The 13,644-nt window shown below is 47.9% G+C and carries 18 protein-coding genes; 5 read left to right on the top strand and 13 right to left on the bottom strand.

Going from position 1 to position 13,644, the window contains the following annotated elements:
* The first annotated feature begins 186 nt into the window (after nucleotides 1–186).
* Together EH243_RS00895 and EH243_RS00890 are read left to right on the top strand one after the other, a co-directional pair.
* Nucleotides 187–831: a glutathione S-transferase family protein gene (locus EH243_RS00895; protein WP_126156746.1), complete on the top strand. Its 645-nt coding sequence runs from the start codon at nucleotides 187–189 to the stop codon at nucleotides 829–831.
* A gap of 27 nt (nucleotides 832–858) precedes the next feature.
* Complete coding sequence (locus EH243_RS00890; protein WP_126156745.1) at nucleotides 859–1,851, top strand: pyridoxamine 5'-phosphate oxidase family protein; 993 nt, start codon at nucleotides 859–861, stop codon at nucleotides 1,849–1,851.
* A gap of 58 nt (nucleotides 1,852–1,909) precedes the next feature.
* On the opposite strand, the gene EH243_RS18625 is transcribed toward EH243_RS00890, so the two are convergent.
* From EH243_RS18625 to EH243_RS00875, 3 genes are all read right to left on the bottom strand, one after another.
* Nucleotides 1,910–2,368, bottom strand: coding sequence for an excalibur calcium-binding domain-containing protein (locus EH243_RS18625; protein WP_241234958.1), 459 nt, complete (start codon nucleotides 2,366–2,368; stop codon nucleotides 1,910–1,912).
* Between the two features lie 269 nt (nucleotides 2,369–2,637).
* Nucleotides 2,638–2,964, bottom strand: a complete 327-nt coding sequence (locus EH243_RS00880) for a hypothetical protein (RefSeq protein WP_126156744.1) — start codon at nucleotides 2,962–2,964, stop codon at nucleotides 2,638–2,640.
* Nucleotides 2,957–3,418 carry a hypothetical protein gene (locus EH243_RS00875; protein ID WP_126156743.1) on the bottom strand — a complete coding sequence of 154 codons (462 nt, stop codon included), beginning with the start codon at nucleotides 3,416–3,418 and terminating at the stop codon, nucleotides 2,957–2,959. The genes EH243_RS00880 and EH243_RS00875 overlap by 8 nt, the downstream gene beginning before the upstream one ends.
* Nucleotides 3,419–3,900: 482 nt before the next feature.
* On the opposite strand from EH243_RS00875, the gene EH243_RS00870 reads away from it, so the two are divergent.
* Nucleotides 3,901–4,773: a carboxylate/amino acid/amine transporter gene (locus EH243_RS00870; protein ID WP_126156742.1), complete on the top strand. Its 873-nt coding sequence runs from the start codon at nucleotides 3,901–3,903 to the stop codon at nucleotides 4,771–4,773.
* 197 nt (nucleotides 4,774–4,970) lie between these two features.
* Here the strand turns inward: EH243_RS00870 and EH243_RS00865 are convergent, their stop codons facing one another.
* Nucleotides 4,971–5,597, bottom strand: a complete 627-nt coding sequence (locus tag EH243_RS00865) for a DUF2238 domain-containing protein (protein ID WP_126156741.1) — start codon at nucleotides 5,595–5,597, stop codon at nucleotides 4,971–4,973.
* A gap of 158 nt (nucleotides 5,598–5,755) precedes the next feature.
* Nucleotides 5,756–6,097 carry a winged helix-turn-helix transcriptional regulator gene (locus EH243_RS00860; protein ID WP_126156740.1) on the bottom strand — a complete coding sequence of 114 codons (342 nt, stop codon included), beginning with the start codon at nucleotides 6,095–6,097 and terminating at the stop codon, nucleotides 5,756–5,758.
* A 106-nt stretch (nucleotides 6,098–6,203) separates the two neighbouring features.
* Here EH243_RS00860 and EH243_RS00855 point away from each other — a divergent pair, with 106 nt between their 5' ends.
* Nucleotides 6,204–6,977, top strand: coding sequence for an SDR family NAD(P)-dependent oxidoreductase (locus tag EH243_RS00855; protein ID WP_126156739.1), 774 nt, complete (start codon nucleotides 6,204–6,206; stop codon nucleotides 6,975–6,977).
* A 26-nt stretch (nucleotides 6,978–7,003) separates the two neighbouring features.
* Entirely contained in the window at nucleotides 7,004–7,672 is a 669-nt protein-coding gene (locus EH243_RS00850) for a cupin domain-containing protein (protein ID WP_126156738.1), read from the top strand.
* A 193-nt stretch (nucleotides 7,673–7,865) separates the two neighbouring features.
* On the opposite strand, the gene EH243_RS18835 is transcribed toward EH243_RS00850, so the two are convergent.
* The 8 genes from EH243_RS18835 to hpaH form a co-directional block, all read right to left on the bottom strand.
* Nucleotides 7,866–8,006, bottom strand: a complete 141-nt coding sequence (locus EH243_RS18835) for a DUF6434 domain-containing protein (protein WP_420897526.1) — start codon at nucleotides 8,004–8,006, stop codon at nucleotides 7,866–7,868.
* The gene (locus EH243_RS18830) at nucleotides 7,957–8,082 is read right to left on the bottom strand and encodes a DUF6434 domain-containing protein (protein ID WP_420897525.1); all 126 of its coding nucleotides are present in this window, start codon (nucleotides 8,080–8,082) and stop codon (nucleotides 7,957–7,959) included. Before EH243_RS18830 ends, EH243_RS18835 begins: the two co-directional genes overlap by 50 nt.
* Nucleotides 8,083–8,340: 258 nt before the next feature.
* Entirely contained in the window at nucleotides 8,341–8,730 is a 390-nt protein-coding gene (locus EH243_RS00840) for a 5-carboxymethyl-2-hydroxymuconate Delta-isomerase (protein WP_126156737.1), read from the bottom strand.
* Nucleotides 8,731–8,868: 138 nt separating this feature from the next.
* Nucleotides 8,869–10,389, bottom strand: a complete 1,521-nt coding sequence (hpaE, locus tag EH243_RS00835; protein ID WP_126156736.1) for a 5-carboxymethyl-2-hydroxymuconate semialdehyde dehydrogenase — start codon at nucleotides 10,387–10,389, stop codon at nucleotides 8,869–8,871.
* Nucleotides 10,390–10,400: 11 nt separating this feature from the next.
* Nucleotides 10,401–11,186, bottom strand: coding sequence for a fumarylacetoacetate hydrolase family protein (locus tag EH243_RS00830; protein ID WP_126156735.1), 786 nt, complete (start codon nucleotides 11,184–11,186; stop codon nucleotides 10,401–10,403).
* 14 nt (nucleotides 11,187–11,200) lie between these two features.
* A complete protein-coding gene (locus tag EH243_RS00825; protein WP_126156734.1) occupies nucleotides 11,201–11,842 on the bottom strand; it encodes a fumarylacetoacetate hydrolase family protein in 642 nt (213 codons plus the stop codon).
* A gap of 16 nt (nucleotides 11,843–11,858) precedes the next feature.
* Nucleotides 11,859–12,677, bottom strand: a complete 819-nt coding sequence (hpaI, locus tag EH243_RS00820; RefSeq protein WP_126156733.1) for a 4-hydroxy-2-oxoheptanedioate aldolase — start codon at nucleotides 12,675–12,677, stop codon at nucleotides 11,859–11,861.
* Between the two features lie 13 nt (nucleotides 12,678–12,690).
* Complete coding sequence (gene hpaH, locus EH243_RS00815) at nucleotides 12,691–13,494, bottom strand: 2-oxo-hept-4-ene-1,7-dioate hydratase (RefSeq protein WP_126156732.1); 804 nt, start codon at nucleotides 13,492–13,494, stop codon at nucleotides 12,691–12,693.
* Between the last annotated feature and the right edge of the window lie 150 nt (nucleotides 13,495–13,644).

The raw sequence follows: 13,644 nt of genomic DNA, 5'->3' as shown, positions 1-13,644 counted from the left end.
GCCCTTGACCGACTCATTATTACATTTAGAGCAATAATAAATTACAAACTTTGGCAATTATTTATACTTTTGATTGGAATATAGTCATAACCCTGAATGGAGCATGCACTCATCGCGTCCTCTAACACGACATAAACCGGTGCGCACACTCTAACGTTTCGCATCTTTTACCTTTAGGAGAAAGCCATGAACGCCAAATTCTCGAGTACTCATGCACCGATAAAACTGTATCGCAACCCGATTTCTGGTCACTGCCACCGTGTCGAGTTAATGCTGTCGTTACTGGATTTGCCATATGAGACGATCGATCTAGATATGCTCAACGGTGCCCACAAAGCACCGGATTATTTGTCTATCAGCCCCTTTGGTCAGGTGCCCGCCATTGATGACAACGGTTATACCCTAGCGGACTCCAACGCCATCATCACTTACCTAGAGAAAAAGTATAACGACGGTTACGAATGGTCACCGCAAGACCCCGAACAGGCCGCCGAGGTGCAACGCTGGTTATCGGTTGCTGCCGGTGAAATTGCTCACGGCCCCTGCGCTGTACGTTTGGTGAAAGTATTTGGAGTTGAGCTGGATTACCAACACGCCAAACGTATGACTGAATCATTATTCGCCGTGATGGAACCCCTGCTCGCTAAACGAAGCTATTTAACCGGCAACACAATCACCCTGGCTGATATCGCCGGTTATAGCTATGTCGCCCATGTTCCTGAAGGCGGTATTAGCTTGAATCCCTACCCCGCCATTCGTACTTGGCTAGCACGCATTGAAGCCCATCCACGTTTTGTCGCCATGGCACGTTCACCACTACCCAACGACTAATCCAATCGCTAGATAACGGAGTTAACCATGGTCCAGAAAACATCTTCTCAGTTTCATGCCGCCGAAATTGCAGTGCAAGAACGGCTTGGGGTTGCGGACCGGGTAGCTCAAGTCAGCGAAAGGTTTATTCGTCAATCGATGCCACCACAGCATCGGCAGTTCTTTCATGAACTACCTTTTATCGTCCTCGGTTTGGTTGATCAACAGGGTTACCCTTGGGCGATCCCCTTATTTGGCAAGCCGGGCTTTATCACCTCGCCTAACGAGACCGCCTTAACGCTGGAAGCCTTACCCTCGCTAACCAACCTACTCTCACTGGATTTTACCCAGGGGCAGAAAGTGGGCGCTCTGGGTATTCAATTAGACAGCCGTCGACGGAATCGGCTGAATGGCATCATTAGTGCGATCAACGATAAGAGATTCACCATTGAAGTGGAGCAGAGTTTTGGTAATTGCCCGCAATATATACAGAAACGAGAACTTCAATGGCAAACCGATGCGTTGACCGATTCGCCACTTGATCATGCAGCGCCTATCAGTTGGCAGCCAGAGCAAGCGATTGATCAACACTTAAAAACCATGATTGAGCAGGCCGACACCTTCTTTATCGCCTCACGCACCGCCTTGCTCGATACTGATCCACGCCATGGCATTGATGCCTCTCACCGTGGCGGCAAGCCAGGTTTTATCAAAGTGGAAGGTAATACCCTCTATTTTCCAGACTTTAGCGGCAACCGTTTTTTTAATACCCTCGGCAATATCGAATCCGATGGCCGTGTCGGTTTATTCTTTCCTGATTTCACCACCGGCGATGCCGCCTTTATCACCGGCCAAGCCAAGGTTCTCTGGGAGCATCCAGCGATACCTGATTATCAAGGCGCAGAACGAATAATCGCAGTCTCTATTGAAAGATCAACACAGCTATCTCGCTTTATGCCCATGACCGGTGAGCTAAAAGAGCCTTCCCCTAGGCTCAATGGCACGGGCCGCTGGCTAGATCTAGACGACAACCGGCCTTAACCCGGGGCATTGAATACTTCTCTTATGAAAACTGAATAAAAAGGTGAGCAGAGACACCTTAAAATCTAGAATCATTTTCGCAGGGCCGGCCATCATGATCTCCATCCATCTTAGTATTAGGACAGTTATTGATGAAGAATACCGCCTCAGCTTTGGAGTGCATTTGGCTGCAATACTGCCGGCCATCACATCTAAATCGATGTGTAATATTAGACGCCGCGGCAGAGCCATGGGTGGGTTTGGCAGAATGCCCATCTAAGCGGATGACATTAATGGATGAAGATGCATCAGGCTCACTGATAAAAGCACAGATGATAAGGATGAGAAATCCAAGCAGCTGAAGTTTGAATGCGCCTTTGGCCTCTTGCCAATGAAAAATCAAATAGAAGATGGAAAAGGGCCAAAGAAACAAAACAGCTAACCCCCAGAGGATGCTGGTTCTGAAAGCCGCAATGATCAGGCCTATTGATCCAATAATGAATATAAGGAAGCCGAGATAAAACCCTAGCTCTGTCATACGATATCCTTTTGTATGCGCTATAAATAATGAAGGCCGCGGGCGAAGAAGGTATTAAGTTTGCATTCTGCCTGTTCATCAGCCGATTGACCGGCCGATATTCTAACCGAAAATAATGATCCTTGGCCTGCTGAGTATAAGTTTCTCTATAAAAGTGGCCGAGATATAGGCTATTGAAGCATCGTCCTTAGAAGATTGCCGATAGGCGACAGCGATACTGCCTACCGACGGACATGAAGGCGGGGTAACAAGAGATGAGTACTGAGAGTTTAAACAAAAACCTCAAAGGCCGTATCCACCACTAAGTTGATAAAGCCTTTACGGAATTTTTCCAATTTAATCAGCGAAAGGCCCGCTTGACGCAGAGCAAACATTTCGGCCAGCGCCTTTTTAGCATTGACGAGATCACTAAAGTCTTCCTCGTTGATATCACCGTCCGCAAGTAGCTTGGTCCAGCGCTTCAGGTCAGCTTTTGCTTTATCAATAAAGGCCTCGGCATCCTGTTTAGCTTGAGCTTCATAACCATCAAAGGTCTCTTGTGCTAATACTGCGGCATTGTCTTTTAACGCCGCTAGAAAATCATCGAAATCAGCCATTATTAGAGTCTCCTGCAGCGATACAAGCGGTCGCTTCTTTTTTGTTTGCTTCTAAACAAATGATCTCATCAAAGGCATCCGCCGCTAACGCCTTATATTCTTGAATAAGAATGTTAGAAAGGGTTCCCCGCTCCTGCCAGCGTTTAAAAAATTTACCTAAAAGATCACCTTCGGGGTCTTTAAGTATCTCCCACTGCCTAGCCGATAACTGACTACCGGGCACCCCTTTGACAAATTCATAAGCCATTTCTGCTTTAAGCTTAATCGCGTCAATCGCAGTTTCATTATCCACATAAGGGGTGTTCGCTTTACTGAGGGTAATTAACACCTCAGCCTTGAGCGCAGTGGCGTTCTCATAAGCCGCAGGGCTATGGGGGCCAATCAGTGGCGTGCAGCCATATAACATGAACAATAAAAAAATTGCATAGACGCTTGCTCGGTATCCTTGACTCATGCGTTTCTCCATAACCTGTGAAATTCAACCGCAAACATGTAGCGCCTTCTACCATCATACCCACTGCCGTCGAGTGAAAACGGCTAGCTTCGCTACAATTCGCTACAACAAGAAGTGTGATTAAAGCCTGAATCACTAGGGCTCACGCTTGCTGATCATCTAACTGACTATCAGGTAATGTAGTCCACAATCCGTCACCCTGCCCTCATACTATAGGCAACTATCCCTAACAATCCGTAACTATCCGCAACAACTTCTGACTATCGGCAACGAATAGCGCGAATAGCTCCACCTTGAAATCACGACGCGTCAACGTTGAATTCGCTACCCATCACTCGCTGCATTTTGCTCAATGACACCAAATCACATAGATCAAAAAACAACCATCAGTCTTCTTTGTTATTTAATTGAGTAAACAGATTTACCCATATTCAAGAAATCGGTAAACTGAGCGCAACTTTATCCATATGGAACTGATTCACATGCCAATGCTTATTGCCGTCACCGTTTTGTGGGCGTTTTCTTTTAGCTTGATCGGTGTTTATCTTGCAGGGCAAGTCGATGCTTGGTTTTCTGTACTGATGCGTGTCGCCCTCGCCACCCTGATTTTTTTACCCTTTTTAAAACTGCGACAGATCCAGCTAAAGGTGGCACTTCAATTAATGGTTTGCGGGGCGTTCCAGCTAGGCATTATGTATGGCTTTTATTACCAATCCTTTCTATACCTATCCGTCCCAGAAGTCTTACTCTTCACCGTGATGACGCCCATCTATATCACCCTGCTGAATGACCTATTGGATCGCCGCTTTAATCTTGGCTTTATCATCAGTGCCTTATTAGCCGTTGTTGGCGCGGTCACTATTCGCTATCAAGGGTTAGACGAAGGGTTCTTAAAGGGCTTATTCATCGTACAAGGGGCAAACCTATGCTTCGCCGCAGGCCAAGTAGGCTATAAGCGTATCATTGCGAAAGAACGCCCAGACCTGCCTCAGCGTACTGTGTTTGGTTGGTTCTTTATGGGAGCTTTAGCCGTGGTTATTCCTTGTTATCTGATACTGGGCAATCCAGATAAACTCCCCACCACCACCCTTCAATGGTCTATTTTGACTTACTTGGGAATAGTCGCTTCTGGCTTGGGATATTTTGCTTGGAACAAAGGTGCAACACTGGTTAGCGTCGGCACACTGGCGGTTGCCAATAACCTACTGATCCCCGCCGGCATCCTGGTTAACGTCCTGTTCTGGAACCGGGATGCGGATATTTTACGTCTCAGCATCGGTGGCGGTATTATCCTGCTAGCGTTAGTGGTCAACGATAAATTCAACCAGAGAATTCAACAGGCGAAAGCGGCCTAATGTAACGAAACTTGTAACGAAGCCGGCTGCATCCCTCCAGTGGAAGCAGCCTCATCACCCCAGTAACGCTGAATCGTTCTGGGGTTTATAAACTACCCACTATTACTGTCTCCTCTTCACCCTCCGAACCTCTTTAACTCAGCCATATTCAACCGTCGATAAGAACTTACCCCAGTCGATATCCGCTGCCCGTCAGGTTAACGCCCTTTACGAGGCTGCCAGCAAAGGTACAGCGCAGCGATTACCCCACCGATACTCGCTAACAGCATATCTTTTTGCGCATCCCAGGTATCACCTTGAATGCCCAGATAGGAGACCCCAAGATCACCACCAAAATATACCGCAGCACCCCACTCCATAATTTCATACAGCATCGAGGTAGACATCACGATCAGCACCGCCACAAAATAGCCTAGCCGCGGCTTAACCTCAGCCAGCTTCATGACAACCTCTCGAATAGGGTAAACCAATAACAAGCCGTATAAAAAATGGACTAGACGATCAAACTGATTTCGCTGCCAATGCATCAAGTCATTTAAAGAACCGCCGGTGAGCCTAAACACCCATTGCTCATAGGGCACTTCGGCATAGGTGTAATGGGAACCTAATGTATGCAGGGACAAGAACACAAAAATAAGAGAGTACGATGCGTTGCTCAACGGCATACGCCGATAAGTGATCATTAAACAGAGCAAGGTGATGCCAGTGAGGGCGTTCTCCAGTAGCCAGTCATCTCGATACAAAGGATTAATCGCTAGCACTGTCCAAATAACAGTAAATAGCAGCAACAAAAGGGTTACATAGCGTTGATTTGATAGGACCATTGTTCTCTCTTAGTGCTTGGAACAGAAATAACTGCCGTTATGACCGCGCTACCGCTCGTTTGTTTACACCCTATCGTAAGTGATGATCCGCTTTGAACTGGGCTATTGATAATAGTCTCATCACTCTAGGGTTAGAAATCTGAAAATAGGCGATACGGCTAAGCGTCCTGTTCGATTTCACATTGAAGCTTTTCAATCTCATCGAGTATCCGCATAAATTTACCGCCAAACCCCGTCACCTTATATTCAACTCTTGGCGGCACTTCGTTATAAGCAATACGCTCTAAAATACCAAATTCTATATTTTTTCGTAGGCACTGGTTGAGCACTTTGGTGGTCAAGCCTTCGACATTGCGTACCATTTCACCGGGTCGGTTAATGCCGCTATCGAGAAGCTGGTAAACGGTTAACGACCATTTACACCCATAGATGGTTTCTAACATCCGCGCACTTTTATCGGGTGCTACTTTTCTTTGAAAATTATTGTCGTTTGTTTTCATAAAGATGTACCTAAAAGTACCTACCTTACCGATATGTACGTACTTTTTTGTCTGCTAACGGTTCGATAAATTATCAGCACACATTAACAGATTAAGGCAACAAATCATGAACAATTCACCAATTGCACTGATCGTTGGAGGCTCTAGCGGTATGGGTTTATCGACCGCCAAACAACTCGTGGCACAAGGCATCAGTACTATCGTACTCGGTAACAATAACGATAAACTAGACGCAGCCAAAGCCGAGCTGAATCAGCTTGCGACAGAGAATGCGAGGGTAGACACGCTTCAAGCCAATCTTTATGTACAAAAGGATGTGGACAGGGTTATCGCGTTCCTGAATACGCAACAGCGACATATTAAATACTTTGTGAATGCGGCGGGATATTTCAACCCTAAACCCTTTATGGATCACCAAGTCGATGACTATGACGCTTATGCCCTGATGAACCGCGCAGCGTTTTTTATTAGCCAAGCGGTTGCGCAGAACATGATCAACCACACCGGGGGCTCTATCGTTCATATTGGGTCGATGTGGGCGAAGCAGGCGATTAAAGCAACACCCTCGTCGGCATACTCAATGGCAAAAGCAGGCCTGCACTCCCTCACTCAGCATATGGCGATGGAATTAGCAGAGCACAATATTCGCGTTAATGCGGTTTCACCGGCGGTGGTCAAAACGCCTATTTATGAGACCTTTATTGACCCTGCCGAGCTAGATAACGCACTCGCTGGCTTTAATGGATTTCATCCCATTGGTCGTATTGGCGTACCAGAGGATGTCGCCAACTGTATCAACTTTCTTTTGCAGGATAGCGCTAGCTGGGTGACCGGTGCTATTTGGGATGTGGATGGCGGTGTCATCGCCGGCAGAAATTAAATCGACAAACTTAACAGGAGCTCTCTATGACGACTCGCATCAATGCTAACTTTGAACAACGGGTTGTGATTCGACCTGATGATTATCAATGGGTGAAATCCCCAATGCCCGGTGTCGAGCGGATGATGTTAGACCGCATCGGTGATGAGGTGGCTCGCGCGACATCTATTGTTAGGTATGCACCCTTTAGCGAGTTTTCAGCCCACCTTCATACGGGTGGGGAAGAGTTTTTTGTTTTAGACGGTGTTTTCGCCGATGAACACCAAGCCTATCCGCAAGGCAGCTATGTTCGCAATCCTATCGGTACATCCCATACACCCAAAATAGGCAAAGAAGGTGCGGTTATTTTTGTCAAACTGCACCAGTTCGAACAGGCTGATAATGTTCAGAAAGTGATTCACACCACCACACAACCTTGGCGACAGGGGCTTGTCGATGGACTCAGGGTCATGCCTTTACATGAATTTGAAGGTGAGCACGTTGCTTTAGTGAAGTGGGCGCCAAATACACAGTTCAACAGCCATCAACATTGGGGAGGTGAAGAGATCTTCGTTTTAGAGGGTACCTTCCATGACGAACACGGCGCTTACCCTAAAGGCTCTTGGTTGCGAAGCCCACATCTGAGCCGTCATAACCCCTTTACCAAAGAAGATGGTGCGTTAATTTATGTCAAGACGGGCCATTTGTTACGATAACCCACTCTCGCAAAAACAGTGGGACAACGGGAAGTGACGGCACATTACTCTTTTTAAACGATAAGCTTGGTATGACTGAGTGAAGAGAAAAACGCAGCGTCATACCAGAGCCGTCTCACGCTGCCACAGGATCAGCAAGGCGGATTGAGTACGCCAGATAGATAGCTACTTTTGCGAATCCCAGCGTCGAGACTCATTCTGTTTGATGTCGACGCTGCCACTCTAATGCAACCTCTCCCATCGTTTTAGGCTTGCCATCTTTTATCCAAGCCATAAAGGCACGGTTAAAGGTGAAACCGGCCCCCGCACATGCTTTGCAAAAAACGACGAACATTTTGAGTATTCTGGTAAGTTTTAGTGACCGGTGTAGCCGCCGTCACTTCATCAGGATGCCAATCAAAACCACTCATCAACAAACCCTCGCTTCAACGCCGCAGCCATAGGAACCCAAAGAGATTGTCGCGACAACATAAGTTAAAGCAATGAGCAAACCCAAACGATTTAAACGCAGTATTTACCTCAGCAAGAAGCGATAGCTACCAATCCTTAGGATGACTTTATTTGTCGAAAATGGATTAACAAAGCACAATAACTGACGGTTATTAAAATAGAAACTGCCGGCACATAACGTCCGGCAGATTGTCTTACAATACTTTCACAAAACCAGTTTAAGCTTTATCAGCTAGTTTTTTATGGATATTGTTCATCCGATAGTTGCGCTCGGGGTGCAACTCGATCATCTCAAAACCAACGCTCATCCAGCGACGATCGAAGATCGGTTTTAGGCTAGCACTAAAGGTTTCAAAGATGGTGTCTGAAGCGGCTTTCAACACTTCAGGGGAACGGCCAGAGCCGACCTTCGCCGTGAGGTGTACAAAGGTATTATCAGGATCACCTTCTCCTACGCGGAAGAATTCGCAACGGACAGCCCGAGTGCGGATACCACCGATAGGGAAAACGCCGGTCGCAATAGCGGTGTCATTGAGCTTTTCAAACAGGGCTGGAATATCTAGATCGTCATCCAGATTAGCTGAGTATTCCATAATAAAATGTGGCATAACAAACTCCGATTGAGCATTCGGTTTTCATGTGCTTTTGCACGCTGAGCATAGGCTGGAAACAGAACAGCTGGCCAAGAATTTATCTAAGCCAGCTGTTGTTCTCAATGCCCTTTTTCAAGGGCTTAAGGGTTTCGCTTAACGACCAAGCACAGGCACCTTATGAGTGTCATGGGCGATACAGACGTTTTTGGTTTCCATATAGAAATCAAAGCTCCAATCACCACCGTCACGACCGATACCAGACATTTTCACACCACCGAAAGGCGATGGCAGGTTTCGGTTGTTTTCAGAGTTAACCCACAGCATACCGGCTTCAACGGCGTGCGCCATGCGCATGGCACGACCAGTGTTGCTCGTCCAGATATAACCGGCCAGACCGTAAACGGTTTCGTTAGCCAGCTTGATCGCTTCTTCTTCAGTATCGAACTCAATCGCGGTCAGTACCGGACCAAAGATCTCTTCCTGTGCGATACGCATATCGTTCTTAGCATCAACAAACAGCGTTGGTGTCACGTAGTTACCCGGGCCCATCTCATCGCGCAGTGACTTACCACCAACAGCAATGGTAGCGCCATCCTGCTTAGCGATTTCAAAGTAGCTAGTCACTTTATCGTAGTGACCGGTATGTACCAGCGGACCCACTTCAGTTTCAGGGTCCAGTGGGTGGCCGACTTTAATGTTGGCAACACGCTCTTTCAGGGCGGCTAAGAACTTGTCTTTGATTCCGCTCTGAATCAACAAACGGCTAGAGCTAGTGCAACGCTGACCATTGAGGCTGTAGATCATGAACACAGTCGCATCAAGGGCACGTTCAAAATCCGCATCATCAAACACGATAACAGGGTTCTTACCACCCAACTCTAGGTGCAAGCGCTTCAGGGTTTGTGCGGTTTGTGCTTGAATCATCTTACCGGTGGCAGAATCACCCACCAAGGCGACAGCTTTAATCGCAGGGTGTTCGGTCAACGCTTTACCGGCAACAGCACCAAAGCCGTTAACCATGTTCCAAACACCTTTTGGTAAACCGGCAGCATCGGCACATTCGGCCAAAATAGAGGCGGTCAGCGGGCTCAGTTCAGCAGGTTTGTGTACCACGGTACAACCGGATGCCAGTGCTGGCGCGATCTTCCAAGTAGACAGCATGAACGGCGTATTCCACGGCGTGATGACGGCAACAGGGCCGAGTGGGCTACGCACGGTGAAGTTGGTGTGTTCTGCTTGATGCAGCGACAGGCCATTGCGGGCTTCAGGAGCTTGGTCAGCAAAGAAACGGAAGTTAGCCGCACCACGCACCGCCGCCTGACGCATAAAGCGTAGCGCCTGACCACAGTCCATTGATTCAACCATGGCGATCTCTTCAGCGCGTTTTTCTAGCTCATCACCTAAACGATGCAGAATCTTACGACGCTCGGCACCCGGTGTTGCCGCCCAGCCAGCTGCAGCGGCAGCGGCCGCTTCACAGGCAGCATTCACATCTTCAACAGATGCGGCAGCGACTTTACCCAGATAGCTTTGATCTAACGGCGTCGTGTTATCAAAGGTTTCACCGCTACCCAGCGTCCATTCACCGTTGATGAAATGGCCCAGCGTGTTCTCTTTAAAACGTGCTAGATAGCCTTCTGCTTTTGCGATGTTTTCTTGTAGTTGTGCACTCATCAATTTATCCCTCAATACTTGTCGCCGTAGAACTCTTGCTCTGAAACGATATTCGTTACCAAAGCCCCTACTTTCTCAATTTCACAGACAACCGTGTCACCAGGCTGCATATCTTTCAGACCTTTCGGGGTGCCGGTGGCAATCATATCGCCGGGCTTCAAGGTCATGATCTTGCTCAGGTATTCCACCAAGAAAGGCACATCAAAAATGATGTCCGCGGTGGTGCCTTCCTGTGTAAGCTCACCATTTACATGGGTGGTCAGTTTCAGGTTACTGATATCACCAACATCATCTTTGTCGATCAACCAAGGGCCGATGGGGCAAAGTGAGTCGCGACTCTTAACCCGCAGGTTAGGACGGTAGTAGTTTTCCAGATAGTCACGGATGGCGAAGTCATTACACACGGTATAACCGGCAATGTAATCCATGGCATCTTCACGGGCGATATTCTTGCCCTCTTTACCGATCACCGCCACCAGTTCACACTCATAGTGTTGGAACTTGATGTTATCGGGACGGTAAGCGTTTTGTTTGTGTCCGGTGAGCGTATTGGCTCCTTTCAGGAATACCAATGGCTCTTTCGGTGGCTCAAACGCCAATTCAGCGGCGTGATCCGCATAGTTAAGACCCAAGGCAAAAATAGTGCCCGGCTCTTTGATCGGTGATAACCAAGTAACATCGGTTTCATTGATAAGCTGACCATCTGTTTTTGATTTCAACAGACCGGTTTCAGCAAAAGAATCTTCAACCGTTACATCTAGCTCGGAGCCATTAAAAAGTACGCGTGCGTGTTTCATTTCGAATGATCCCCTTATTCGCCAAGTGTGTTGTTCAGTTCTGTAACGCCGGCAATGACCGAACAAACCTTGTCACCTTTCGCTACCGGAGCACGCTGCCCTGGGAAGCCAACGGCGATCACATCACCCGGTTGCAGCGTCATGATGTAAGAGATGGTGCTGATCAGTTCAGCCACGCCTCGTACCAACTGAGAAACCGGTGTTTCATTAACCACCGTGCCGTTAACCGAGGTAACCACGGTCAGCGCTTGCGGATCTTCAACCGCCACGACAGCCGCACCGATAGGCGCCGAAGTATCTAGGCACTTACCTTTAATATCCGGACGGTAGTAGTTTTGCTCGACCAATGAAAAGTCATGAACCAGCGTATAACCTTCTACATAGTCCAGTGCTTCGGCCTGACTGACACGGCAACACTCTTTACCAAACACCACCGCCAGTGATGCACCGACCACCATGCTATCAGCACCATCAGCCCACTCAACAACAGCACCGTCAGTGCTCCAAGTATTATGGGGTTTGAAATAAAGTACGGGCTGCGTTGGGGCACCTTTATAAGGCGCTTCTGCAAACTCGGCTTGCATGGCGTTGAATTGCTCTGAATCGTTCAGTGCAACACAAACCAATTTACCTTTAACGATTGGATTATTACTCATAACTCTCTACCTAAAATTAATATCCGCTGGACTGAGATGCGTCAGCTTGTCCTTGAGACTCGGCGTCACCGGACTTAAAGCTTTCAGCTAACTGCTTCGCTGCATTACTGAGTAAGAGCGTATCCACACCGACGCCAACAAACTTAGCGCCCTTAGCAACATAGTGTTGCGCTTTAGCCTGATTAATACAGAGCAACCCAGCGGCTTTGCCCGCCGCATTGATAATCTCGAAACCTTGTTCGATCGCAGCCACAACCTCGGGATGATCGGGATTGCCAATATGCCCCATTGAGGCTGACAGGTCAGAGGGGCCGATAAAGACCGCATCGACACCATCAACCGCCGCAATTTCGGCTAAGTTAGCCATCGCCGTCACTGTTTCGGCCTGCACCACTAAACAGATCTCATCGTTAGCTTTCTGCAGATAGCCCGGAATACGGTTCCAGTTAGCCGCACGGGCCAACGAACTACCAAGGCCACGGATGCCTTGGGGTGGGTATTTAACCGCTTTAACCAGCTCACGGGCCTGTTCAGCGGTATCACACATCGGCACCAGTATCGTTTGAGCACCGATATCCAAAATACGTTTCAGCAGCGCTGTACGGCCCTCTTCAGGACGGACAATCGCCGGCACACCATAGGGTGCAATCGCTTGCAGGTGACGCATGGTTGAGCCCAGTTCAAACGGCGCATGCTCACTATCGATCAGCAGCCAATCAAACCCAGCACCGGCAACAATCTCGGCACAGCTGGCATCGGGCAGACCGAGCCACAGGCCCCACATCGGCTTATCGCCTTTGAGGCCCTGCTTGAATTTATTTACAGGAAGTTCCATAACGTCCTCTTACTTATACGAATTTCACAGAGATACCGCCCAGTGGGCCGTAATCTGCATGAATAGTGTCACCCGCTTTTACGGATACCGGACGGGTAAATGACCCTGCCAGCACCACTTGACCTGGTTCTAACGCAACCCCATGAGGTGCAAAGCGTTTACACACCCAGCAGATACCGTTGGCAGGATGGCCCAAGACACCGGCAGCAAGACCTGTTTCTTCAATCTGACCATTCAAGTATAACAGCGCGCCGGCCCAACGAAGGTCAATATCCATCGGTTTAATCGGACGACCACCGAGTACAATACCCGCATTCGCAGCGTTATCGGCGATAGTATCGTACACCTTACGGGTATAACCGGTTTCAGGGTCAGTACGATGACAGCGAGCCGCGATCAACTCCAACGATGGAATAACATAATCGGTCGCATTCAATACATCAAAAATAGTGATATCGTCGCCTTCTAAGCGATCTTTAAGGACGAACGCTAGTTCGACCTCAATGCGTGGATCTGGGAAATCAGATGCTTTAATCTCAGCACCATCGGCGAAGAACATATCATCCAACAACACACCGTAATCGGGCTGATTGATATTCACCGCCATCTGCATAGCGCGTGAAGTAAGACCGATTTTATAACCCTTTACTTTTGCACCGTTGGCGATCTTCTGATCAACCCAGGTCTTCTGTATGGCATAAGCGTCATCCATGGTCATATCAGGATGTTCAAGCGTCAGTGCAGGGATCTGAGTACAATCTTTCTCTGCCTGATAAAGCTTCTCGGCCGCTATTTTTATCTGTTGTTCTGTTAACATTTCTGATTTCCGTCTTAGCGTTGTCTTCTGCAATCTTCGTAGCAAAACACCTGCTTGCCCATTTACCTATTCAAAGGTAGCGATTACCATATGCCAATAATATAATTAATATATTAACTAATTTCCACTGTTTTTTTTGCTTATAGGCAC

This window comes from Amphritea opalescens, assembly GCF_003957515.1.
GTDB lineage: Bacteria > Pseudomonadota > Gammaproteobacteria > Pseudomonadales > Balneatricaceae > Amphritea > Amphritea opalescens.
Note: the sequence above shows the minus strand (reverse complement) of the source record. Positions and strands in the feature narration are given on the sequence as shown.